Here is a 24030-nt window from a genome sequence, read left to right as displayed (position 1 = left end):
CCTGAGAACCCGCTAACTCGCCGCCGTGCGAGGGTGATTCCCCGGCGCGGCGCGACTCAGCGTCTTCTGGTTATTGGGTGTTACGGTAAGACTCAATCAGCTCGATAAAGTGGTCGAACAGCGGCGCGGCATCGTGCGGACCCGGGCTGGCTTCAGGGTGTCCCTGGAAGCTGAAAGCCGGTTTATCAGTGCGGTGAATGCCCTGCAGCGAGCCATCGAACAGCGATGTATGAGTGACGCGCAAATTCGCCGGGAGTGAGGCTCCGTCCACCGCAAAGCCATGGTTTTGAGCGGTGATCATCACGCAGTCCGCATCCAGATCTTTCACCGGGTGGTTGCCGCCGTGGTGGCCGAATTTCATTTTGATAGTGTCGGCGCCGCTGGCCAACGCCAGCAGTTGGTGACCCAGGCAAATGCCGAAGATCGGGATCTCGGTGTCCAATAGCGTTTTGATGGCGTCGATAGCGTAATCGCAGGGCGCCGGGTCGCCGGGACCGTTGGACAGGAACACGCCATCTGGATTGAGTTTCAAGACATCTTCAGCGGAAGTCTGGGCCGGAACGACCGTCAGACGGCAGCCGCGATCCACCAGCATGCGCAGAATATTGCGTTTGGCGCCGTAGTCGTAGGCCACCACATGATAAGGCAGCTCGCTGTCGTCTTTCGGCGTCGGCAGATCGCCTTGCAGCGTCCAACTCCCCTGACGCCACTCGTAGCTGGCGGCAGTCGTCACCTCTTTCGCCAAATCCATGCCTTTCAGGCCCGGGAATGAGCGCGCTTTTTCCAGCGCCAGCGCGGCATCCGCCGCATCGCCCACAATGATGCAGCCATTTTGCGCGCCTTTTTCTCTCAGCAGACGCGTGAGCTTACGGGTATCGATATCCGCAATCGCCACAATGTTATTGCGCTGAAGGTAGTGGGAGAGGCTTTCCTGGCTGCGGTAGTTGCTGGCAATGAGGGGAAGGTCGCGAATAATCAGGCCTTGTGCCTGAATGGATGAGGATTCTTCGTCGCTGGCGTTGACGCCGACATTACCAATGTGAGGATACGTAAGAGTAACAATCTGGCGGGAATAGGAAGGATCAGTGAGGATTTCTTGATAACCGGTCATCGACGTATTGAAGACCACTTCCCCCACAGCCGATCCCTCTGCCCCAATGGCCCGGCCATGGAATTGGGTTCCGTCTTCCAGAACCAATAGCGCTGACTTAATCAAAACACCCTCCAAGGAATAAACAATCACGTTATTTGCATATTAATTCAGATTCGCCGATCTAAATCAATGCAAAAACCACCTGTAAGGTAAATTTTCGGCAAATTGGGCGCATTTTAATGACGGGCCGGTCAATTGTCCATCCAAAACAGGATTTTTTCTTGTGTTTATACGTATTCAGTCAATAATCCCAGTCGATAGCCATAAAAACACACATAAAATGGCTTAAGAAAACGGTTGCTCACCAAGATGACGAAAAATGTGGTTGATATCGCATCAACTGCGCCAAACAGAGAGCGCAGAAGTCAAAAACAAGCCATAAAACAAAAGAAAACAACGAAATAAGAAGAGTTAATTAAAATATAACAATCAAACACATATTTTATGCACAAAACAAAAATGACACCCAAAAGGTGCCATTTAAATCATATAGTTACATTTAAATCACCAGACCATAAAATCACAAATCATCGAGACCAAGCACATCTTTCATGTCATAAAGACCTGATTTATGCGCCCTTAACCAAATGGCAGCCCTGACTGCGCCATTGGCAAAAGTCATACGACTTGAAGCCTTGTGGGTTATCTCTACGCGTTCGCCGATATCCGCAAACATGGCCGTGTGTTCACCGACGATATCGCCCGCACGAACGGTCGCGAAACCAATGCTTTTCGGGTCACGCTCGCCGGTATAGCCTTCACGCGCATAGACGGCGCAGCTTTTGAGATCGCGCCCCAGCGCGCCGGCGATGGATTCGCCCATGGCCAGCGCCGTCCCCGAAGGGGCATCCACTTTGTGGCGGTGATGCGCTTCGATGATTTCAATGTCGGTATAATCGCCCATAACCTTCGCGGCTTTCTCCAGCAGCTTCAGCATCACGTTCACACCCACGCTGAAGTTGGCAGCGAACACGATGCCGATGTCGGCCGCTGCCTGAGAAATCGCGGCTTTGCCCGCATCATCAAAGCCCGTGGTTCCGATAATCATAGATTTAGCGTGCTGACGACAAAATGCCAGATGCGCCAATGTGCCTTCAGGACGCGTGAAATCGATTAAAACATCGAAGTCGTTCTTTACGGCATCAAGGGAGTCAGAAACAACCACATTCCGTTTCCCCAGCCCGGCCAGTTCGCCGGCATCACTGCCGACCAGCGTGGAGCCCGCTCGCTCCAACGCCGCGCCCAGCACCGCGCCATCAACATGATCAACGGCCTGTATGAGCTGACGCCCCATGCGCCCGCCAGCACCGGCGATCGCAATACGGATTGATGAATCCTTCATGTCTTCTCTCTCTTATTCATGTCGTGCATAAAAAATGCATTCAGGGTAACCAAACCGAACGGCAGAAAATGAAGCGATGTGCCGACCGGCGAAAATGAGCACGTATCCCGCCTCTGCAACCCGCGCCACCACTCATTGAGAGTCGTTATATGCCCTTTTTTGCGGTATTCGAGGCATCATGCAGATTCACCACTATAACGCATAAACATGCAGTTTCAACGCAGGGAAATATTTTCGGGAAGGGGGAAACGACAGCACCGAACGGGCTGTCGCTCAGTCAGATCGTCAGTCGACCTGTTTAATTTCAACACGCAGTTCTTTCGGCACTTCGAACACGATGTTTTCCTCGCGTCCGACCATCTCGTGCGCCACTTCGCCGCCCAACGACTGGAGACGCTGTACGACCTCCTGCACCAGAACGTCAGGCGCGGAGGCTCCGGCCGTGACGCCGACACAGGCCGCATTGTTGAACCAGGCTTCCTGAATGTCGTCCGCCGAGTCAATGAGATAAGAGCGCTTGCCGACGCGCTGAGCCAGCTCCGCCAGACGGTTTGAGTTGGAGGAGTTTTTCGATCCGACCACCAGCACGACATCAGCTTCACTGGATAAATTACGCACAGCTTCCTGCCGATTCGTCGTCGCATAGCAGATATCGTCCTTACGCGGCCCGATGATTTTGGGGAAACGCGCCCTCAGGGCATCAATCACCGCATAGGTGTCATCAACGGATAGAGTCGTTTGCGTCATGAAACACAAATGGTCTTCGTGCTTCACCTGCAACGCATACACGTCCTTCGGGCTTTCGACCAGATACATCCCGCCCTCAGGGTTGTTGTACTGCCCCATGGTGCCTTCGACTTCGGGATGCCCCGCGTGGCCAATCAGAATCGCTTCCATCCCTTTCCGACTGGCGCGCGCGACTTCCATATGCACCTTGGTGACCAGCGGACAGGTCGCGTCAAACACGCTCAAATCACGGCTTTTGGCCTCTGCGCGCACCGCCTGTGAAACGCCGTGCGCCGAGAAAATCAGGATAGCGCCGTCCGGCACTTCATCAATTTGCTCGATAAAAATAGCGCCGCGTTCCCGCAGACCGTTAACGACAAAGCGGTTATGCACCACCTCATGACGCACGTAAATCGCGCGCCGTAAATCTCCAACGCGCGTTCCACGATGCTGATGGCGCGGTCAACGCCCGCACAGAACCCGCGGGGGTTAGCCAGCAAGATTTTCATGCTTCTCCTCCTGTAACGGGGGATCGATAGCCTGCACGTCGATGTCGAACGTGATGGTGTGTCCGGCCAGCGGATGATTGAAATCGACGGTGACAGACTCTTCCGCCACTTCCTGAATAATGCCCGGCATATCCTGACCGCCAACGCCGCTGAACAGCATAATCGTTCCCACGTCGGGCACGCCGGTTTCAGCGAAGTCGCGTCGCAGGAAGAACTGAATCAAATCGGGATTGGCATCGCCAAAGGCGGATTCGGGCGGCAGGCTGAAGCGACGCTTATCGCCTACCTGAAGCCCTAACAGCTGCTGCTCCAGCTCGGGGGACAAACTGCCGTCCCCCAGCCGAAACCGAGCCGGTTTTCCGCTGCGCTGAGTATTTTCCGCCACCGATCCGTCTTCCAGGGTCAACGTGAAATGCACCAGTACGGTACTGTGGTTCTCAACACGTTCAGACATGCGTTATTTACCTTCGGCTTTTTTCTTCTCAGAGGACACGAAAAAGCCTTCGAGCACAATCAACAATGCTCCGATACAGATGCCCGCATCGGCGATATTGAAGATGGGGTAGTGCCAGTCATTGATATAGAAATCAACAAAGTCAATCACATAGCCATGAACTATGCGATCGGTCAGGTTACCCACCGCGCCGCCGATAATCATGGCGTAAGCCATGTTATTCAGCTTCTGACTGGCGCTGGAGCGATACATTAGTACCAGCAGAGCCGCGGTGATCGCCAGCGCGATCACCGCAAAGAACCAACGCTGCCAACCATCTTTATCAGCCAGGAAACTGAACGCTGCGCCCGGATTATGGGCATACGTCAGATTAAAGAATGGGATCAGCGGCAGCGACTCACCCAACTGAAAGTGAGTCATGACCCACTGCTTGCTGCCCAGATCGACTACCAGCACTACCAGCGCCAGCCAAAGCCAGCGCAGTCCCGTTGATTTCATAGCGTGTCTCATTAGACGAATTTACGCACTTCGCCCGCACCACCGACATTGGTGGCACAGCGACCGCACACTTCAGGATGCTCGGAGTCAGTCCCGATATCCGTTTCAAAATGCCAGCAGCGCGGACATTTCTCGCCGTCAGCCTTATCAAGGACAATTTTCAGCCCTGATAATTCCGTCTGCTGAGCGTCCGCAGGCGCATCGTCGTAAGAGGCGATGGTCGCTTTCGAGGTCAGCAGCGCGAAATGCAGCTCAGGCTGCAGCTGATTCAGCTTCTCAGTCAACGCGCTATCCGCATACAGCGTAACAGCCGCTTCCAGAGAACCACGGATGTGCTTGTCGTTACGCGCCTGCTCGATGACCTTGTTCACTTCGCTGCGGATTTGCAGCATATCGGCCCAGAAAGCCTCATTCATGCTTTCATCGCCGTCAAGACCGAACAGGCCGTCATACCACTCTTCGGTAAAGACGTACTGCGCGCGCTCGCCCGGCAGGTAAGCCCAGATTTCATCCGCAGTAAAGGAGAGGATCGGCGCCATCCAGCGCACCAGCGCTTCGGCGATGTGGAACAGGGCCGTCTGACAGCTGCGACGCGCGACGCTGTCGCTCTTCGCGGTGTACTGGCGATCTTTGATGATATCGAGGTAGAACGATCCCATTTCGATCGAGCAGAACTGCATCAGGCGCTGTACTACGCGGTGGAAGTCGTAGTTTTCGTACGCATCCAGAATCTCTTCCTGCGCCGCTTTCGCGCAACCGACCGCCCAGCGATCCAGCACGACCATATCCTGAGGTGCCACGCTATGCTGAGCCGGATCGAAACCGTTCAGGTTCGCCAGCAGGAAGCGGGCGGTGTTACGGATACGGCGGTAAGCATCGGCGGAACGTTTCAGGATTTCATCGGACACCGCGATCTCGCCGGAGTAGTCGGTGGAACCGATCCACAGGCGCAGAATGTCGGCGCCCAGTTTATCCATGACGTCCTGCGGGCTGACTGTGTTACCGATGGACTTGGACATTTTGCGGCCCTGTCCATCCACGGTGAAACCGTGAGTCAGTACCTGACGGTACGGCGCTTTACCTTTGATAGCGGTAGAGATCATCAGAGAAGACATGAACCAGCCGCGATGCTGGTCGGAGCCTTCCAGATACATATCCGCCTCGTGGCCGCCGAACTCCGGACGCACGTCGACCACTGAAGCATGGGTAGAACCGGAATCAAACCACACGTCCAGCGTATCAGGCACTTTGACGTAGTTGGCGGCGTCTTCGCCCAGCAGCTCCGCCGGGTCCAGATCCCACCATGCCTGAATGCCATCCTGCTCAACGCGTTTAGCGACGGCTTCCATCAGCTCCACGCTGCGCGGATGCAGTTCTTCGGTGTCTTTGTGCACGAACAGCGACATCGGCACGCCCCAGGTACGCTGACGGGAAATACACCAGTCTGGGCGGTTCGTGACCATGGTTTCGATACGCGCCTGGCCCCAGTCCGGGATCCACTGCACATCTTTGATTTCCGACAGCGACTGCTTACGCAGCCCTTTCTGATCCATGCTGATAAACCACTGCGGCGTCGCGCGGAAGATAATCGGCGTTTTGTGACGCCAGCAGCAAGGATAGCTGTGCAGCAGTTTTTCAACGTGCAGCAGCACGCCGCGTTCGCGCAGCATTTCAACAACAGTATCGTTAGCCTTGAAGACGAACAGACCGTCCAGTCCCGGGAATGTACCCGGCAGATAGCAACCGTTTGGACCTACCGGGTTGGCGATTTCCAGCTGATATTTCTGACTGATGACGTAATCGTCCGGACCATGTCCGCCCGCGGTATGGACCGCGCCCGTACCGGCATCCAGCGTAACGTGGTCGCCCAGAATCGCCGGGACATCGAAGCCCATGAACGGGTGATTGAAGCGCATCAGTTCCAGCGCGTTACCCTCGCACTCGCCCAGCACCTTCCATTCGGAAACGCCCAGACGCTGCATCACGCTTTCAACCAGATCCGCCGCCAGAATCAGCGCCTGACCATCAACCTGCACCAGCTGGTAAATGAATTCCGCATTCAGGGAGATAGCGCGGTTAGCCGGCAGGGTCCACGGGGTCGTCGTCCAAATCACCAGAGAGATGGAACCGACTACCGCATCGGCTGAAACGCCAAACTTCGCCGCCACGGCGGAAGGGTCTACCGCGCTGAAAGCGACATCAATGGAAGGCGACGTTTTGTCATAGTATTCGACTTCCGCTTCCGCCAGTGCGGAACCACAGTCGGCGCACCAGTGCACCGGCTTCGCGCCTTTGTGCAGATGACCGTTAGCGATGATTTTGCCCAACGCGCGGATGATGTTGGCTTCGGTGTCGAAGTCCATCGTCAGGTAAGGATGATCCCACTCGCCCAGTACGCCCAGTCGAATGAAGTCTTTTTTCTGTCCGGCAACCTGCTCTGCCGCGTACTTACGGCACTCCTGACGGAATTCTGCCGCGCTGACTTTTTCGCCCGGCTTGCCGACCAACTGTTCAACTTTCAGCTCGATAGGCAGACCATGACAGTCCCAGCCCGGAACATAGGGCGAGTCATAGCCGGAAAGCCCCTTGGACTTGATAATAATGTCTTTAAGAATCTTGTTAACCGAGTGACCAATGTGAATGTTGCCGTTGGCGTACGGGGGGCCATCGTGCAGGATAAAGGTTTTTTTACCCTGCTTGGCGCTACGAATAATCCCGTACAGATCCTGATCGTACCAACGTTTCAGCATATCGGGTTCGCGCTTGGCGAGATCGCCACGCATCGGGAACCCTGTTTCCGGCAAATTCAGGGTAGTTTTATAGTCACTCATTAGATTCTCGATTTCGTTTTCGGCTAGAAAAATTAAACCGGTGCCTTTAGCCCAAAGAATTCACGGGCCGCCACCTCATCATTAGCAATCTGCTGCTTCAGCGCATCAAGCGAAGCAAATCGCTGTTCATTACGTAGTTTTTTGCGCATGACCACTTCTATATGGCGGCCATACAGATCCAGCGTGACGTCAAGCAAATGCACTTCCAACTGCTGACGTTTGTCGCCGGTGACCGTCGGGCGCGTTCCGATGTTAGCCACGCCGGGAATAGCTCATCGCCCAATCCGTAAACGCTGACGGCGTACACGCCGCTGACCGGCGAGACCTTGCGTTTTAACGGCACGTTCGCCGTAGGGAAACCGATCGTGCGGCCCAGCGCATTACCGTGTACCACGCGTCCCGAGATACTGAACGGATGCCCCAGTAACGCTTCGGCCTGCGCCAAATCGTCCTGGCTGAGCGCTTCCCGCACCGCGGTACTGCTCACTCGTTTTCCACCGTTGCAGAACGAATCGGTGCTAATGACCTCAAAGTCCAGCTCAACGCCCGCTTTCTGTAATAACAGGAAATCCCCTTTGCGACCAGCGCCGAAGCGGAAGTCATCCCCCACCACCAGGAATTTCACCCCCAGCTTGTTGACCAGCAGATCGGAAATAAAGGTATGGGCGTTGTGGGCGGCGAAAGCCGCGTCGAACTTCACGCACAAGAGGTAATCCACCCCCGCCTGCGACAGGTATTTGACCTTGTCGCGCAACCGGGTCAGTCGGGCAGGCGCGTTGTCGCCGCCGAACAGTTCCTGCGGTTGGGGTTCAAAAATCATCACCATCACCGGCAGTCCGCGCTTCTGCCCTTCCTGTTTCAGGCGTTCGAGCAGCACATGATGCCCGCGGTGGACACCGTCAAAGTTACCAATAGTAAGCACACAGCCATGATGGTGTGCCTGAAGATTGTGTATACCGCGTATTAGCTGCATAACTGGCTCAAAACAGTGGAAATCGGCGGATTATACCTTGTACAGCGAGTAAGGTTAACCCGGGATGCGTGCCTTTTGTCGCCAGCCCTGCTGATTTCAGCACAGGAAGGCAGCTTAAAATGAGCAGAATTGCCTCCCATGAGGTAGTATCTCGCGCTCAGTAAGGCATGGGATTGCCAAGATCAGTCGGTTAACACGGGTTGCGCGTTTTAATACCGATTTATGGTGTGAAAGGCTGTATTCCCCGACGTGAAGCTGTTAAAATCCTGCGCCATCACAACGTAACAAGCGCTGACGTACAAACGGCGCTTATTTGCACAAATCCATTGACAAAAGAAGGCTAACCGGGCATATTCCTCGGCCTTTGAATTGTCCTCGATAGAATATATTTGGGAGTTGGACCTTGGCTAATATCAAATCAGCTAAGAAACGCGCCGTACAGTCTGAAAAGCGTCGCAAGCATAACGCAAGCCGTCGCTCCATGATGCGCACTTTCATCAAGAAAGTATACGCGGCGATCGCCACTGGCGATAAAGAAGCAGCACTGAAAGCGTTTAATGAAATGCAACCGATCGTGGATCGTCAGGCTAGCAAAGGCCTGATTCACAAGAACAAGGCTGCACGTCATAAGTCAAACCTGATCGCTCAGATCAACGCTTTGCAATAATCGCTTTTTGCGAGCATTGCTAGAAAAAACCGGCCTAGGCCGGTTTTTTTATGTCTGCAGATCCTGAAACAGCAAACGATGATCTTACCTGACTGAGTGTGGTCTTGATCGCGTAGAGGCTGTCACATGCCCACACGATCGTCGCCCCATCGTCTGATGACTGCGCAGGTTACTCTTCTCTGGGTAATGTCGTGTGACAAGACACTGCAGGCAAGGCCATACGCAAAGCGATAAAACCCAACACCCCAGCCGCCAACGAGGTCACCAGGATCGCGAGCTTGGCATACAGCACCGTCGCCGCATCCGCTTCACCGCCGAAAGAGAGCAACGTGATGAAAATAGACATCGTGAAGCCTATACCGCACAGCACCGATACCGCACTAAGCTGACGAAAGTTCACGCCTGCCGGTAATGCCGCAAGCCCCAGCGCGGTCACTGCCCCGCTGAACAACATAATACCCAGCGGTTTTCCTATCAGCAGACCGGCGGCGATGCCCACCGTGAGCGGCGAGAGCATCTGCGTTGCGTCTACCCCCTGTAGCGCGATACCCGCATTGGCGAAGGCAAAGAGCGGAATAATCAGAAAGGCGACCCAGCCGCTTAACCGGTGTTCCAGCGCTTTCGCAGGCGATGGTTGTCCAGCTGGCGCGCGCAGCGGGATGAGGAATCCCACCACCACCCCCGCCAGCGTGGCATGCACGCCCGACAGCAGCACGCAGAACCATACAACGACGCCTACCAATAAATAAGCGGGCGTGTTCATCACCTGTCGCCAATTCAAATACGCCAGGATCAACGCCGACAGCGCCGCCCCCAGCAGAGCCCATCCATGCAGTTGCTGCGTATAAAACAGCGCGATCACCAGAATCGCCCCGAGATCGTCAATGATCGCTAGCGCCAACAGGAAAACTTTCAGTCCCAGCGGCACCCGCTTACCCAGCAGCACCAGAATACCCACGGCGAAGGCGATGTCCGTCGCGGTCGGGATTGCCACCCCACCCGAGTGTGCGCATCTGCGGCGTTGATCGCCAGATAGATCAGCGCAGGGACCACCATTCCTCCCAGCGCTGCCGCAACGGGTAACAGCGCCTGACGCCGGCTGGCCAATGCGCCGACCATCAGCTCGCGTTTGACCTCAAGCCCCACCATCAGGAAAAACAGCGTCATCAGGCCATCGTTAATCACATGCAGCAGCGAGGCATGAATGCGTATTTCTCCCCACGCCACGTGGAACGGCGTTGTCAGTACCTTGTCATATCCCATCGCCGTCAGCGGAATATTCGCCATCAGCAACGCCAGCAGCGTAGCAACAATCAGCGTTATTCCCGCCGCTGCATCCAGCCGGGCAAACCGGCGCAATAGCCTTATCATCAGGACTCTCTCTCAAAACGGCATCAGCACACCGCCTTCTTGTGTAGTCAGGAAGGCGGGATCAGAAGCCATCACTCTCGTTGAAAATGCCGCAGCATTCAACAAAAACCAGATAACCTTCGGTAAAAACGAATCACAGCAAAATGATGAGCGTTATAGGGACGGCAAACGCGTGTCACCTACGCACCAACCACGGCGCCTCATGACGTTCGACAACGCTATTTCGCGTTACCCTGACGAAAAGCCCGCGCGTCGCGCGGAGAATCCACCAGCACGCCATCCGCCCCCAACTCCCGCGCACGCGCGTAATCGGCTGGCGTATTAACGCCAAACAGAATAACCTGCGCCGTTCCGGCAGACCGAAAGCAGTCCATCGCTTCTTTATCCCAGGTCAGTAAGGATTTGGAACGCCCTTCCCCCAATGTGAAGCGCTCAACGACCTCAACCTCGCGACGTAACTCCAATCCATACCAATGCATCGTCTGCGAAGCCGGAAGCGGATCACATTGATGCGCCATGGAGACATTCGCCAATAAGGTTCTGGTACGGTCACGGCTTTCGAAGCGAGAAATCGGCGGCGGCAACGCGTCGAGATAGCGCGCATCCGTGGAGTAAACACGCGTACGCGCCAGGCTTCCAGTGTCCTGCAGCGTTTTCAGCAGCGCCTGACCGAAGCGGACCGGATCGGTATCGGGCGATTTGATATCCAGATAGAACGTCACCTGAGGAAACATCCGCAAGACCGCATCCAGTCGGGGAATGCCGATGCCTTTGCCACGGAAGGGATGATGCGTGGCATCACCGAAAGCCCATCCCGCATCTACGTTCGCCAATTCAGCACTGGTGTACGCAGAAATCGGCCCTTGTTTATCGGTCAACGCCTTAAGATCCGTCGGTCTATACAGCACAATCACGCCATCTTTCGCCTCCTGCAACGTGATCCAAACCGCATCCGCGCCATTCTTCAGCGCGGTATCAACCGCTATCACCGTATTTTCCGGCGCATCGCCGGTCCCACCCCGATGTGCAATCACCTGGGGCGCACTCGCGGAATACGCCGTGCCGGACGCCGCCGCCAAACACAGAAACACACAGAAATCGTGGAAAAATCGTTGCATGCCAAGCCCCTGTTTGAACAATCAATGAGGGGCCTAAGCATATCGTCGCGATATGACGTTTTTGTAACAGCGCGCCGTATTGGCCGGGAAAACCGGCTTACGCAAGATTGTCAGCAAGACAGGGAAAATGAGGCATCCACGCACCATAAAAAACGGCCCGCAAAGCGGGCCGTTGATGGGGATCGACACGTCGAATGATCTGATCTTAACGGGTCAAGTCGTCAAAGAATTTCTTCACGCCATCGAAGAAGCTTTTCGAACGCGGGCTGTTGCGCTCACCGGAAGGTCCGCCAAAGCTCTGTTCCAGTTCTTGCAGCAGCTCTTTCTGACGCTCGTTCAGGCTGACCGGCGTTTCTACCACCACGCGACACAACAGGTCGCCCTGTGCGCCGCCGCGAACGGACTTCACGCCCCTGCCGCGCATTCTGAACAGCTTGCCGGTCTGCGTTTCCGCCGGGACTTTAAGCTTCACGCGGCCATCCAGGGTCGGCACTTCGATTTCGCCACCCAACGCCGCCATCGCGAAGTTGATCGGCACTTCGCAGTACAGGTTGTTTTCTTCACGCTGGAAGATCGGGTGCTGTTTCACCTGAACCTGTACGTACAGATCGCCTGCCGGCGCGCCCATCTCACCGGCTTCACCTTCACCGGAAAGACGAATGCGGTCGCCCGTATCCACGCCAGCCGGAATTTTAACCGACAGCGTTTTGCTTTTTTCCATACGACCGTGACCGTGACATTTCACGCACGGATCTTTGATGATTTTGCCGCGGCCATGACAGTGCGGACACGCCTGCTGCACGGTGAAGAAGCCCTGACGCATCTGCACCTGACCGTTACCATGGCAGGTTGGACAGGTCGCCGGCGAGCTGCCCGGACGGGAGCCGTTGCCATGACAAACATCACACTCTTCCAGCGTCGGAATACGGATCTCTTTGGTGACGCCACGCACGGCCTCTTCCAGAGTCAGATCCATGTTGTAACGCAGGTCTGAGCCACGGCTCGCGCGTTGACGGCGTCCACCGCCAAAAATGTCGCCGAAAACGTCGCCAAAGATATCGCTGAAGTCTGCGCCGCCGCCGAAACCGCCGCCGCCGCCACCACCCATGCCGCCTTGTTCGAACGCAGCATGACCGTACTGGTCATATGCAGCACGTTTCTGCGAATCGCTCAGCACTTCGTAGGCTTCTTTGACTTCTTTAAATTTGGCTTCAGCACTGCTGTCACCGGGGTTACGGTCCGGGTGAAACTTCATCGCCAGGCGCTTGTACGCCTTCTTGATTTCACGTTCATCCGCGCTTTTCGCAACGCCTAACGTTTCGTAGTAGTCTTGCTTAGCCATGCTTGTTATCTGCCCTCAACATGCGTGCACGGGCGCAGAGTTTCCCCGACGCCCGTGCTGATTGCCTTGCCGACAACGATAACTTACCGCTGCCGCGCCCGCTCAAGGGCGATTATTTTTTGTCTTTGACTTCTTCGAATTCCGCATCAACGACATCGTCGTCTTTACGGTCAGCGCTTTCGCCGCCAGCGGCGCCCGCTTCCGGCTGAGCCTGCTGCTGCTGAGAAGCTTCCAGCAGTTTGGTCGATGCTTCAGCCAGCGCCTGGATTTTCGCTTCGATGTCCGCTTTATCTTCAGACTTCAGAGACGCTTCCAGCGCTTTCAGCGCGTCTTCGATCGCCGTTTTGTCGTCAGCGGCCAGTTTGTCGCCCAGTTCTTCCAGCTGCTTACGCGTGCTGTGCAGCAGGTGGTCGCCCTGGTTACGAGTCTGAACCAGCTCTTCGAACTTACGGTCAGATTCAGCATTCGCTTCGGCTTCACGCACCATCTTCTGGATTTCGTCTTCGTTCAGACCGGAAGACGCCTTGATGGTGATGTTCTGTTCGCGACCGCTGTTCTTATCTTTCGCAGACACGTGCAGGATACCGTCGGCATCAATGTCGAAGGTGACTTCGATCTGCGGCATGCCACGCTGAGCCGGCTGAATGCCGTCCAGGTTAAACTGCCCCAAAGATTTGTTGTCCTGAGCGCGTTTACGCTCGCCCTGCAGCACGTGGATCGTCACTGCGGACTGATTGTCTTCCGCGGTGGAGAATACCTGGCTGTGTTTGGTCGGGATCGTGGTGTTCTTGGCAATCAGCGCCGTCATCACGCCGCCCATGGTTTCGATACCCAGAGACAGCGGGGTAACGTCCAGCAGCAGTACGTCTTTGACATCGCCAGACAGTACGCCGCCCTGTACGGCAGCACCGATAGCCACGGCTTCGTCCGGGTTAACGTCTTTACGCGGCTCTTTGCCGAAGAAGTCAGCGACTTTCTTCTGAACCATTGGCATACGCGTCTGACCACCGACCAGGATGACATCGTTGATGTCGGATACGGACAGTTTCGCATCCTGCAGCGCGACTTTCAGCGGCTCCAGAGAGCGGGTGACCAGTTCTTCAACCAGAGATTCCAGTTTGGCGCGAGTCACTTTGATGTTCAGGTGTTTCGGGCCAGAAGCGTCAGCCGTGATGTACGGCAGGTTAACGTCGGTCTGCTGCGCGGAAGACAGTTCGATTTTCGCTTTTTCTGCCGCTTCTTTCAGACGCTGCATTGCCAGCGGATCGTTACGCAGATCGAAGTTCTGCTCTTTCTTGAACTCGTCAACCAGGTAGTTGATCAGACGGCTGTCGAAGTCTTCACCACCCAGGTGGGTATCACCATTGGTTGCCAATACTTCGAAGGTTTTTTCGCCTTCCACTTCATCGATTTCGATGATGGAGATATCGAACGTACCACCACCCAGGTCGTAAACCGCGATAGTACGGTTGCCGACTTCTTTATCCAGGCCGTAGGCCAGGGCAGCCGCGGTCGGTTCGTTGATGATACGTTTGACTTCCAGACCCGCGATACGGCCGGCGTCTTTGGTGGCCTGACGCTGAGCATCATTGAAGTATGCCGGTACGGTGATAACCGCTTCAGTGACGGCTTCGCCCAGGTAATCTTCAGCCGTTTTCTTCATCTTCTTCAGAACTTCGGCGGAAATCTGCGGCGGAGCCAGTTTCTGGTCTTTCACTTCCAGCCAAGCATCGCCGTTGTCAGCACCGATGATTTTGTACGGCATGATGTTGGCGTCACGCTGAACTTCTTCGTCCTGGAAACGACGACCAATCAGACGCTTGATAGCAAACAGCGTGTTTTTCGGGTTGGTCACCGCCTGACGTTTAGCCGGTTGGCCAACCAGAGTTTCACCGTCTTGCGTATAAGCAATGATGGAAGGCGTGGTGCGATCGCCCTCGCTGTTTTCCAGTACCTTAACCTTCGTACCATCCATAATCGCAACACAAGAGTTGGTTGTACCCAAGTCGATACCAATGATCTTACCCATCTAAACATCTCCACTAAAAAGTCATATTCGGTTGTATCGTTCAACCTACTATGTGGGCGGCAAATGAGTTTTCAACTCCTCGCCATACTATGCCGTGTTCGGTCAAACTGTTCTGATGACTCATAGATGGGGACGACAATGCCAGCATCAAGGGCTACTGGGTAAAAAAAACCATTCTTTTGCTATTTTGCTTTTTCTGTGTACAGAAGAAAGGCGCTCAGCCGGCTTCTTATACCCCGCATGAACCCTTTTTGCCCGCGATGTTGTCGCCGACGGGGAGGGATTCCCCGTCAGAGATAGGACCAATGGGCGTCGACGATGCGGGTTAAGCCAAGAGGGGGCGTTTTACCCGCGCCCGGAGAAGGAGGAAGGGGACGCTTCACTTTCAGAGGACACATCACCCTGCTCTTTTTCGAGCAGATAACGTATGAGATAGCCGCCCATCAGGACGCCGCCTAACGACAAGAACAAGACGTAATACGCGGGCGCCAACGGCGTCAATGTCATCAAAAATGTCACCAAAACCGGCGTGAGTCCGCCAAAGATTGCGTAGGCGATATTGTAGGATAATGAAATACCGGAAAATCGCACGACGGGCGGGAAAGCCCGCACCATCACGCACGGCACTAATCCCGTCACACCGACGCTAAAACCGGCCAGCGCATAGCTCACAAACAGGGTTGTCGTGCTGTCCGCCGCGTGGGTATAAAAGAATCCGCTGCTGGCGGCCAGCAGCAAACTGCCGCCGATAAACGTTTTGCCCACCCCCAGCCGGTCCGCAATACCGCCTGCAACGATACAGCCCAACATCAGCATGACGGTCGCCAGACTGTTTGCCTGCAAGGTCAGCGCAGGGGCGATGCCGTAAACCTTCTGCAGATAGGTGGGCGACATCAGCACGACCACCACCACCCCCGCCGACAGCAGCCAGGTCAACATCATCGATAGCACGACCGACTTTTTGTGCGCCTGAATGACCGATTTGAGCGGAAGTTCTTTCGCCAGCGCTTTACGCGCCTGCATATCGACGAACACGGGGGTTTCTTTCAGCCAACGCCGCAGATACATCGCGATAAAGCCGAACAGACCGCCGATGAAAAAAGGGATACGCCAACCGCCGGAGAGAATTTGATCCTGGGACAGCAGCATGTTCAACAGCGTAGCCAGCATCGACCCCACCAAAATGCCCAGCGTCAGACCCGACGTGAGAATGCCGCAGGCAATGCCGAGACGCTTCGCCGGCACATGTTCGGCAACGAAGACCCAAGCGCCGGGCACTTCCCCGCCAATGGCCGCCCCCTGCAGTAAACGCAGTAGCAATAGCAACAACGGGGCGGCTATTCCGATGGTCGCGTAGGTAGGGAGCAGTCCCATGCCCAGCGTCGGCAGCGCCATCATCAAAATGCTCAGGCTGAACATTTTTTTACGCCCTACCAGATCGCCGAAGTGAGCCATGACGATTCCGCCCAACGGTCGGGCCAGATAGCCTGCGGCGAAAATGCCGAACGTTTGCAGCTGACGCAGCCACTCAGGCTGTCGGATGGGAAAAAAAGTTGGCCGATCACCGGCGCGAAGAAGACGAACACGATGAAATCGTAAAATTCCAGAGCGCCGCCCAGCGCCGCCAGAGAGAGGGTTTTGTAGTCTTGTCGATTCAACTGCTGATGGGATTTGTTATCCATAATGACCGCGCTATGCGCCATTGAGTCGGGGCGCTGTAGTATCCTTGCGAAAACATGACTATACCGACAAATTTCAGCCAGACAGACAAATCTAAATATTATGACGCGTGAACGCCGACTTCAGTTTTGAAGTTCGCGCAACGCGCTTTTAGGACGAAAAGCGGCAACCACGTTGGGATCGGTCTCAACGTACGGCCCTTCCAGGAGCTGAATGCAGTAGGGGACGCTGGCGAAAATGCCGGGAACGATCACCTGCCCCGCCTCATCTTTCAGACCGGTTAGCGTCTCTTGAATCGATTTGGGCTGGCCCGGCAAGTTCAGAATCAACGCCTGTTTACGAATCACGCCCACCTGACGGGACAAAATCGCCGTCGGCACAAATCGCAGGCTGATTTGACGCATCTGTTCGCCGAATCCCGGCATCTCACGATCGGCGACCGCCAGCGTCGCATCAGGGGTAACGTCACGTCGGGCCGGACCGGTACCGCCGGTAGTCAGCACCAGATGACAGCCAAATTCATCCACCAGCTCGCACAGCGTTTGTTCGATCATCGCTTGTTCATCGGGCACCAGACGCGACTGTATCTCGAACGGCGTCGTCAGCGCTTGTGAGAGCCAGGTCTCCAACGCAGGGATCCCCTTATCCTGATAAATGCCGCTGGACGCTCTGTCGGAAATCGACACTAATCCAATACGCAGACTGTTCATAATGACCTCGTGCCTATCTAATTATCTCGGAAAGCCCATTTTATCAGGCCGACGTAAATAGCACCTCCGGAAATAAATTTGGAGGCGAATCGAGAGAATATCCCGCTGTGCCTTCTTTGCTTTTCATTTTTGTCGACAATGAAAGCGCAGGCGGGTGAACGCTCAGGATAAAAACGAATTTAGGAATTCGATAATATATTATCGTCAACTGCTGACACCCGAGAATAAAATCGCCAAAATAGTGCCTTTGCTATACCGCGCTGGTGCGTGGTTCTGGTCACCCTGTTTTTCATCAGTATTACTTATGGTTATCCTGCATAAATATTTTAGGTGAATGATTTAATTCGAATAAGATGTCTGAATGAATATAATTCAACGCAATATATTAAAAATTTTGTCGCATACGCCGGTCGCGTTTGTCCTGTTTGGTATAGTCTCATTTGTCATTACTGCCTGTATTCTGCTGAACACACAGCGAAATAATTGGCAGGAAGAAAAACGCTATTTCGATAATATCATTCAGATCTATGAATCATTCAATAATGGTAATGCACTCGTAGAAAGCGACCATAGCTATAAAAATGGCGATTCGCTCTTTTCAAGAGTGATTATTCTCTCGTTCCGCAGCAACGATGTCGTTAAAGAGTGTATTCACCGACTGTCGTCATTCGATATCACGATGAGCGAAAAGTCGATCGCTCGCGTCTGCCAGAGCAAGCTGCCTACCGTTGGGGAGCTGAATAAGAAAGATCAGTTAACGTCCGTGCTTCCTCTCCTGTCTTCGTCGGATGACCTGGTGGGTATTCGTATCCGGTTCGCCACGTTGAGTGGACCGCCGATTTTCAGTTCCGTATTTTCCTCTCTCAGTTCGTTGGTGGCGCTGCTGAGCATCAGCCTGTTCGGCGCATTTCTTGGCACCCTCCTGGCGCTGCTGATAAAAAAATACCTGATTGAGCTACCGGCCATCGCCCGCTTCGACGATCTGACCGGTTGCCTGCGCAGAGATGCTTTTTACCATGCCGCCAACAAAGTCATGCGCAACGCCACCCAGCAACATCAACCGCTGTGCGTCCTGCTGATCGACCTCGATCACTTCAAGAAAATTAATGATACGCTGGGGCATGCCGCGGGGGATGAAACGCTGAAGGATGTTGCTGATGTGACCCGACACTACTTCCGCAGAGGCGACATCTTGGGACGTTTGGGAGGCGACGAGTTCGCCGTGATATTACCAAATACGACGTTGGATAACGCCTACAGAGTCTCGGAACGCATCCGCCTTGCGATCCACGAAATGACCTACGACAAACTCTCCAAACGCCATCTTTCCGTCAGTATTGGTTTAGTGGAATACGCGGCTGGCGAAGAGACGCTGGAACAAGTGATCAATCGGGCCGATATCAAGCTCTACGCTGCGAAGAAAAGCCGTAACCGCGTTGAAAAATAAACGGCCAGCGATGGCTGGCCGTATGGCGATGCTTCCTGTCTTTGCCGCCCTTACAGCAGATCGGCAATCATTTTTTCCAGTTTGCCCTGATCGACGGCAAACTTACGGATCCCTTCCGCCAGTTTATCGACGGCCATCGGATCCTGGTTGTGTTCCCAATAGAACTCGGACTCCATGAGCGGAGCAGGACGCGCCTGGATATCGCCGCTGTAAGACAGTTTGCGTTCAACGCTGCCTTTCGCTTCCGCCAGCTCTTTCAGCAGAGCCGGCGCGATAGTCAGACGGTCGCAGCCCGCCAGCGCCAGAATTTCACCGCTGTTACGGAAGCTTGCGCCCATGACCACCGTCTCGTAACCGTGAGACTTGTAGTAATCGTAAATTTCACTCACCGAGATAACGCCCGGATCTTCCTGTGGTTCAAACGTCTGCTGTTCGCCGTTGGCTTTGTGCCAGTCAAGGATACGGCCCACGAACGGGGAGATCAGATACACGCCCGCTTCCGCACAGGCGCGGGCCTGAGCGAAGGAGAACAGCAAAGTCAGGTTACAGTTGATGCCTTCCTTTTCCAGCTGCGCCGCTGCTCGGATGCCCTGCCAGGTGGAGGCTAATTTGATCAGGATACGATCATTGTCGATCCCGGCATCGTTGTAGAGTTTGATCAGGCGCTTCGCTTTCGCCACGCTGGCGTCGGTGTCATAGGACAGGCGAGCATCCACTTCGGTGGAAACACGGCCGGGAACCAGCTTCAAAATTTCCAGCCCGATATTCACGGCCAGTTTGTCGGAGGCGTCGGTCACCTGCTGAGCAGGATCGTTGCTCTGCTGACGCGCCCAGTTCACGGCGTCATCAATCAGTTTGCGATATTCCGGGATCTGGGCCGCATTCAGAATCAAAGAAGGGTTAGTCGTGGCATCCTGCGGCTTGTACAGTTTCATTGCCGCGATATCACCGGTATCAGCCACTACCGTAGTGTATTGGCGTAGGGAAGTCAGTTTATCCGTCATGTTGGCCTTTCTCATTGTTAGTACATGAACTGGTGGCAGGGTGCCGTCGCCAGAAATTGATAATAGCATGCGCGAAACCCCACGCAAGATGGCCTGACAAATCACTGCCATCATGCTTTCTTTATGTTTTTCACTTTTAAAATCAATAAGAAAATCGAAAATCACCGCCAATAACATTTTTGTTCATGTGGATATGAAGGAGAAAAAAGATCTCCTGGCCACCGCGTCGATTACCCTTCCCTGTCGCAACCATCGCCCTTTCCTTCCCCGGTATTAGCCCGTTTTTTGCTACATTAGTGCTATAAAAATTGCGCATCGAAATCAAAGGGAACTCGCTCATGCTTATTACGATCTCTCCGGCTAAAACGCTGGACTACACCAGCCCGCTCCCGACTCACCGTCACTCTCAGCCAGCACTGCTGGAGCGCTCGTCCCAGCTCATCGAACGCTGTAAACAACTGACGCCTGCGGAGATCTCTTCGCTGATGGGCATCAGCGACAAACTCGCCGGGCTGAACGCGGCGCGCTTCAACGACTGGCAGCCCCACTTCACGCCGGATAACGCTCGTCAGGCGCTGCTCGCATTTAAGGGCGACGTATATACCGGCCTCGCGGCCGAGGATTTCAGCGATCGTGATTTTTCATTCGCCCAGAAGCACATGCGTATTCTTTCAGGCCTGTACGGCGTGCTGCGCCCGCTGGACTTGATGCAGCCCTATCGTCTGGAAATGGGGATCAAACTCAAGAATCAGGCGGGAGATAACCTGTACCAGTTCTGGGGGGATACCATCACTCACACGCTGAATCAGGCGCTGGCAGCGCAGGGTGACGACATCTTGATTAACCTTGCTTCTGATGAATACTTCAAGTCGGTGAAGTCTAAGGCGCTAAACGCGCGCATCATCAAGCCGGTCTTTCTGGATGAGAAAAACGGCAAATACAAAGTCATCAGTTTCTATGCCAAAAAAGCCCGTGGACTGATGAGCCGTTTCATTATCCAGAATCAGCTCACGCAACCGGAACAGCTGAAAGGGTTTGACCTTGAGGGATATAGCTTCGCCGCCGCCGAATCGTCAGCGGACGAGCTGGTATTCAAACGCGCTGAACGCGTATGAGCCGTAGTGAAGCGACGGCGACGATTCACGCTTCGTTGCCGTTCGGCCTCTAGGTATGGAAGGCGATACAGAGGCCTCACTCGTTTAGCCTGCTCGGCGACATCCCCCTTCACCGCGCTGATGTTCTATTGATGCCGTCACCTGGCTGCGATTCAGGTGACGGCTCGAAACCCGCTCATCTGACATCTTGTTTCCGTGAGCGAAACGCCGCCACTTTCATTCGGTTACCGCAGAGCGCCATGCTGCACCAGCGGCGTCGATGCGACTTTGTGGTGTCCAGAAACATCAGCGTGCAGTCGTGAGCCTCGCACCGGCGCACATACTTCAACGACTCTCCAGACAGCAGCACCGCCAGCGCTGAGGCTATCGGTTCAAGCAAGCTATCAATCTGGTCATCTCTGCGGCGCTCAATCAGTTTGAAAGCTGACGCCTGTTCGTCCCACTCCAAACGTCTCGTCGGCCGTCCTTGATCCAAGACCTGATTGACCGTATCCGGGCAACAGGCCACCCCGGCTCGGCCCGATGCAATCATCCGCCCTGCCGCCTCTCTTAACGCTCTGGCCCTTTCAGCGAGGCCGGACGGAATATCCGAAAAATCGTCGGGAAGTTGCCCGGCGGCCTTAAGCCAGGAGACGACGCTGGCATCATCGGTCAGACAGTCCTGAAACGCCTCACCGACGCCATAAGCGCTGTTAATGAAGTCCAGAACCAGATGGTTCGCGAGAAAGTGGGGCTGCGAAGAAGAGGATGTCGTCATCAATGTAACCTTTAAAAAATAATTGACAGGTTACACGAGATATCAGTAACCTTCAAATTACCACTTTAAGGGTTACAAAGGAAAAGCGATGAATACTACCAGCACCGTGAAAGCACCATCGCAGGTCCACTATCGCTATGAGCAGGTGGGACAGGTCAACATGTTCTATCGAGAAGCGGGGAATCCCTCATCACCCTGCGTTCTCCTGCTGCACGGCTTCGCCGCGTCGTCGTATATGTTCCGGGATCTCATCCCCGCGCTGGCGGAGAAATATCATGTGATTGCGCCGGACCTGCCGTCCTTTGGCTTCACCGAAGCACCGGCGAGGGGTGAGTATGCCTATAAGTTTGATAATATTGCGGAAACGATCGGCCAATTCACGGAGCAATTGAAGCTGGAGCGCTATGCGATCATGGTGCATGACTATGGCGCACCGGTCGGCTGGCGCCTGGCGGCGGCGCATCCGGAGCGGATTACGGCGATTATTTCTCAGAATGGCAATGCGTACGAAGAAGGTCTGGCTCAGGCTGGGACGCCATCAGAAGGTATTGGGACTCGCCGACGCCGGAAAACCGCGCAGCGTTGAGCGATTTTCCGACGCCTGCCGCCGTCAAATGGCAGTATCTGGAAGGCGTGCCGAATACTGACCTCGTATCGCCGGATGGCTATACGTTAGAGGGGCTGCACATATCACGCCCGGGTAATGCCGATATTCAGCTCTGACCTGGTGCTGGATTATGCGTCTAACGTACGGAGTTACCCGCGTTTTCAAGCCTACTTCCGCGAGAAGCAGCCCCCACTGCTTGCCGTCTGGGGCAAAAATGACCCTTATTTTCTGCCTGCTGGCGCTGAGGCCTGGAAGCGCGATATTCCGACTGCCGACATCCGTTTTTACGATACCGGCCACTTTGCGCTGGAGACGCATGGACAGGAAATGATTCCGGTCATCCGGGCCTTTCTGGACCAACACCTCTAATAAGGCGTTTAGCGCACAGAAGCGCATATCGGTATGAAGAGGCTGCCGCGGTATAGCGCTCGGGGATAGAGGACGCCTCCCTTTATCGCGCATGGACAGCCGATGACATCAGCGGGCCTCGGACGGCCCTGCGACCGATTGACGTCTCACCAGCGTGGGGTGAAACAGATGCGTCGACTCCGCGGGTTCTCTACCTTCGAACAGCGCCAATGCCAGCTCCGCTGCCTGTACCGCCATCGCCGAAACCGGATAGTGGATCGTGGTGAGGCGAGGACGTAAATAACGGGCGATCAGGACATCGTCGAATCCCACCAGCGACATCGCCTGCGGCACCGTGATGCCGTTATCATCCAGCACCGACAGCGCGCCCGCCGCCATCGAATCGTTGTAACAAGCCACGGCGGTCATATCGCCTCCGCGACTCAACAGGATCGTCATCGCCATCTCGCCGCCCGCTTCGTCCGGGGTAGAACTCGCCACCAACCGCTCATCGTAGGCGATTTGATGTTTAGCCAGCGCCTCTTTATACCCTTGCAGACGGTCGGCTGAGTCGGAAATAGGATGGTTTGAACACAGAAAACCAATGCGCCGATGGCCCGACTGAATCAAATGCTGTGTGGATAAAAATGCGCCCTGACGATCGTCCAGCGCGATGCAACGTCGTTCATAACCTTTCAGTACCCGATTGATTAGCACCATGTGCGGAATATGGTCCATCAGCATGCCGAGCTCATCGTCGGCGATCATTTTCGCATGCACCACCAAACCGCTACAGCGATGGCGAATGAGCTGTTCGATCGCCTGTCTTTCCTGTTCGGCATCATGATAACCATTGCCGATCAGCAAGAACTTTTTCGCGCTTTGAGCCACCTGCTCCACCGCTTTAACCATAGTGCCGAAAAAGGGGTCGGAGACATCCGCCACCACTAGTCCCATCGTCTCGGCGCTTTGCTGCGCCAGCGCGCGAGCATTGGCGTTAGGATGATACTGCAGCGCCGCCATCGCCTGAGTCACAGCCTCGCGTGAGGCCACGCTGGCCTTGGGCGATTCATTAATCACACGGGACACTGTCGCAACTGAGACACCCGCCAAACGGGCAACATCCTTTATGGTAGCCATATCACATTCCTGTATACGTCACGGCGTGCAGCGGCACGCACATTGACGTCATTGCCTATTACGGGGCGGCACACAGCGCTCGCCATGCCGCTCAATATACCGCTTTCACCCTGAGCCTGCGACCTTCTACAACACCTAACGCAGACGCGATGCGTTTACGCGATCGTGGTGACGGTCCTGGCCTCTATCGGCACTTCACAAAATGATCC

General features: G+C 54.9%; 15 protein-coding genes and 5 pseudogenes. 4 read left to right on the top strand and 16 right to left on the bottom strand.

What is annotated here, in order from left to right; genetic code table 11:
* Positions 1 to 70 precede the first annotated feature (70 nt).
* From carA to ribF, 7 genes and pseudogenes are all read right to left on the bottom strand, one after another.
* Positions 71 to 1216 (bottom strand): glutamine-hydrolyzing carbamoyl-phosphate synthase small subunit, encoded by a 1146-nt coding sequence (gene carA, locus AU509_RS07955; RefSeq protein WP_094118087.1) that lies wholly within the window; start codon positions 1214 to 1216, stop codon positions 71 to 73.
* A 457-nt stretch (positions 1217 to 1673) separates the two neighbouring features.
* Complete coding sequence (gene dapB, locus AU509_RS07950) at positions 1674 to 2495, bottom strand: 4-hydroxy-tetrahydrodipicolinate reductase (protein ID WP_094118086.1); 822 nt, start codon at positions 2493 to 2495, stop codon at positions 1674 to 1676.
* Positions 2496 to 2780: 285 nt separating this feature from the next.
* A pseudogene (ispH, locus tag AU509_RS07945) lies at positions 2781 to 3730 on the bottom strand (4-hydroxy-3-methylbut-2-enyl diphosphate reductase).
* Positions 3711 to 4184: an FKBP-type peptidyl-prolyl cis-trans isomerase gene (gene fkpB / locus AU509_RS07940; protein WP_094118085.1), complete on the bottom strand. Its 474-nt coding sequence runs from the start codon at positions 4182 to 4184 to the stop codon at positions 3711 to 3713. Before fkpB ends, ispH begins: the two are co-directional and overlap by 20 nt.
* A gap of 3 nt (positions 4185 to 4187) precedes the next feature.
* Entirely contained in the window at positions 4188 to 4682 is a 495-nt protein-coding gene (gene lspA / locus AU509_RS07935; protein ID WP_409359754.1) for a signal peptidase II, read from the bottom strand.
* An 11-nt stretch (positions 4683 to 4693) separates the two neighbouring features.
* On the bottom strand, positions 4694 to 7513 hold the full coding sequence (ileS, locus tag AU509_RS07930) for an isoleucine--tRNA ligase (RefSeq protein ID WP_094118083.1): 2820 nt from the start codon (positions 7511 to 7513) through the stop codon (positions 4694 to 4696).
* A gap of 32 nt (positions 7514 to 7545) precedes the next feature.
* Positions 7546 to 8486: pseudogene (gene ribF / locus AU509_RS07925) on the bottom strand (bifunctional riboflavin kinase/FAD synthetase).
* Between the two features lie 403 nt (positions 8487 to 8889).
* Here ribF and rpsT point away from each other — a divergent pair.
* Positions 8890 to 9153, top strand: coding sequence for a 30S ribosomal protein S20 (rpsT, locus tag AU509_RS07920; protein WP_026739060.1), 264 nt, complete (start codon positions 8890 to 8892; stop codon positions 9151 to 9153).
* A 169-nt stretch (positions 9154 to 9322) separates the two neighbouring features.
* Here rpsT and nhaA read toward each other — a convergent pair.
* The 6 genes and pseudogenes from nhaA to mog all read right to left on the bottom strand — a co-directional run bounded on the left by nhaA (position 9323) and on the right by mog (position 17403).
* Positions 9323 to 10524: pseudogene (gene nhaA, locus AU509_RS07915) on the bottom strand (Na+/H+ antiporter NhaA).
* A gap of 218 nt (positions 10525 to 10742) precedes the next feature.
* Positions 10743 to 11642, bottom strand: coding sequence for a glycerophosphodiester phosphodiesterase family protein (locus tag AU509_RS07910; RefSeq protein ID WP_094118082.1), 900 nt, complete (start codon positions 11640 to 11642; stop codon positions 10743 to 10745).
* Between the two features lie 205 nt (positions 11643 to 11847).
* The gene (dnaJ, locus tag AU509_RS07905) at positions 11848 to 12984 is read right to left on the bottom strand and encodes a molecular chaperone DnaJ (protein WP_026739057.1); all 1137 of its coding nucleotides are present in this window, start codon (positions 12982 to 12984) and stop codon (positions 11848 to 11850) included.
* Between the two features lie 112 nt (positions 12985 to 13096).
* Positions 13097 to 15013, bottom strand: coding sequence for a molecular chaperone DnaK (gene dnaK / locus AU509_RS07900; protein WP_094118081.1), 1917 nt, complete (start codon positions 15011 to 15013; stop codon positions 13097 to 13099).
* A 345-nt stretch (positions 15014 to 15358) separates the two neighbouring features.
* Positions 15359 to 16695, bottom strand: a pseudogene (locus AU509_RS07895) (MFS transporter).
* Between the two features lie 120 nt (positions 16696 to 16815).
* The gene (mog, locus tag AU509_RS07890; protein WP_085651786.1) at positions 16816 to 17403 is read right to left on the bottom strand and encodes a molybdopterin adenylyltransferase; all 588 of its coding nucleotides are present in this window, start codon (positions 17401 to 17403) and stop codon (positions 16816 to 16818) included.
* A gap of 361 nt (positions 17404 to 17764) precedes the next feature.
* On the opposite strand from mog, the gene AU509_RS07885 reads away from it, so the two are divergent.
* Positions 17765 to 18850, top strand: coding sequence for a GGDEF domain-containing protein (locus tag AU509_RS07885; protein WP_099045372.1), 1086 nt, complete (start codon positions 17765 to 17767; stop codon positions 18848 to 18850).
* 50 nt (positions 18851 to 18900) lie between these two features.
* Here AU509_RS07885 and tal read toward each other — a convergent pair whose 3' ends face one another.
* Entirely contained in the window at positions 18901 to 19854 is a 954-nt protein-coding gene (tal, locus tag AU509_RS07880) for a transaldolase (RefSeq protein WP_094118115.1), read from the bottom strand.
* A 338-nt stretch (positions 19855 to 20192) separates the two neighbouring features.
* Here tal and yaaA point away from each other — a divergent pair, with 338 nt between their 5' ends.
* Positions 20193 to 20969, top strand: coding sequence for a peroxide stress protein YaaA (gene yaaA, locus AU509_RS07875; protein WP_085651785.1), 777 nt, complete (start codon positions 20193 to 20195; stop codon positions 20967 to 20969).
* 175 nt (positions 20970 to 21144) lie between these two features.
* On the opposite strand, the gene AU509_RS07870 is transcribed toward yaaA, so the two are convergent.
* Positions 21145 to 21726 carry a CGNR zinc finger domain-containing protein gene (locus AU509_RS07870; protein WP_094118080.1) on the bottom strand — a complete coding sequence of 194 codons (582 nt, stop codon included), beginning with the start codon at positions 21724 to 21726 and terminating at the stop codon, positions 21145 to 21147.
* An 88-nt stretch (positions 21727 to 21814) separates the two neighbouring features.
* Between AU509_RS07870 and AU509_RS07865 the strand changes: the two are divergent.
* Positions 21815 to 22702, top strand: a pseudogene (locus AU509_RS07865) (alpha/beta fold hydrolase).
* Positions 22703 to 22810: 108 nt separating this feature from the next.
* On the opposite strand, the gene galR reads toward AU509_RS07865, so the two are convergent.
* The gene (galR, locus tag AU509_RS07860) at positions 22811 to 23821 is read right to left on the bottom strand and encodes an HTH-type transcriptional regulator GalR (RefSeq protein ID WP_094118079.1); all 1011 of its coding nucleotides are present in this window, start codon (positions 23819 to 23821) and stop codon (positions 22811 to 22813) included.
* Between the last annotated feature and the right edge of the window lie 209 nt (positions 23822 to 24030).

This window comes from Lonsdalea britannica, assembly GCF_002111595.1.
GTDB classification, from domain to species: Bacteria; Pseudomonadota; Gammaproteobacteria; order Enterobacterales; family Enterobacteriaceae; genus Lonsdalea; species Lonsdalea britannica.
This window is presented reverse-complemented; position numbering and strand designations above follow the sequence as displayed.

Bases quoted from the DNA above. Each gene is read 5' to 3' on its own strand.
- dapB (WP_094118086.1), bottom strand. From the start codon at position 2,495: ATGAAGGATTCATCAATCCGTATTGCGATCGCCGGTGCTGGCGGGCGC.
- fkpB (WP_094118085.1), bottom strand. From the start codon at position 4,184: ATGTCTGAACGTGTTGAGAACCACAGTACCGTACTGGTGCATTTCACG.
- lspA (WP_409359754.1), bottom strand. From the start codon at position 4,682: ATGAAATCAACGGGACTGCGCTGGCTTTGGCTGGCGCTGGTAGTGCTG.
- ileS (WP_094118083.1), bottom strand. From the start codon at position 7,513: ATGAGTGACTATAAAACTACCCTGAATTTGCCGGAAACAGGGTTCCCG.
- AU509_RS07910 (WP_094118082.1), bottom strand. From the start codon at position 11,642: ATGCAACGATTTTTCCACGATTTCTGTGTGTTTCTGTGTTTGGCGGCG.
- dnaJ (WP_026739057.1), bottom strand. From the start codon at position 12,984: ATGGCTAAGCAAGACTACTACGAAACGTTAGGCGTTGCGAAAAGCGCG.
- dnaK (WP_094118081.1), bottom strand. From the start codon at position 15,013: ATGGGTAAGATCATTGGTATCGACTTGGGTACAACCAACTCTTGTGTT.
- mog (WP_085651786.1), bottom strand. From the start codon at position 17,403: ATGAACAGTCTGCGTATTGGATTAGTGTCGATTTCCGACAGAGCGTCC.
- AU509_RS07885 (WP_099045372.1), top strand. From the start codon at position 17,765: ATGAATATAATTCAACGCAATATATTAAAAATTTTGTCGCATACGCCG.
- tal (WP_094118115.1), bottom strand. From the start codon at position 19,854: ATGACGGATAAACTGACTTCCCTACGCCAATACACTACGGTAGTGGCT.
- yaaA (WP_085651785.1), top strand. From the start codon at position 20,193: ATGCTTATTACGATCTCTCCGGCTAAAACGCTGGACTACACCAGCCCG.
- AU509_RS07870 (WP_094118080.1), bottom strand. From the start codon at position 21,726: ATGACGACATCCTCTTCTTCGCAGCCCCACTTTCTCGCGAACCATCTG.
- galR (WP_094118079.1), bottom strand. From the start codon at position 23,821: ATGGCTACCATAAAGGATGTTGCCCGTTTGGCGGGTGTCTCAGTTGCG.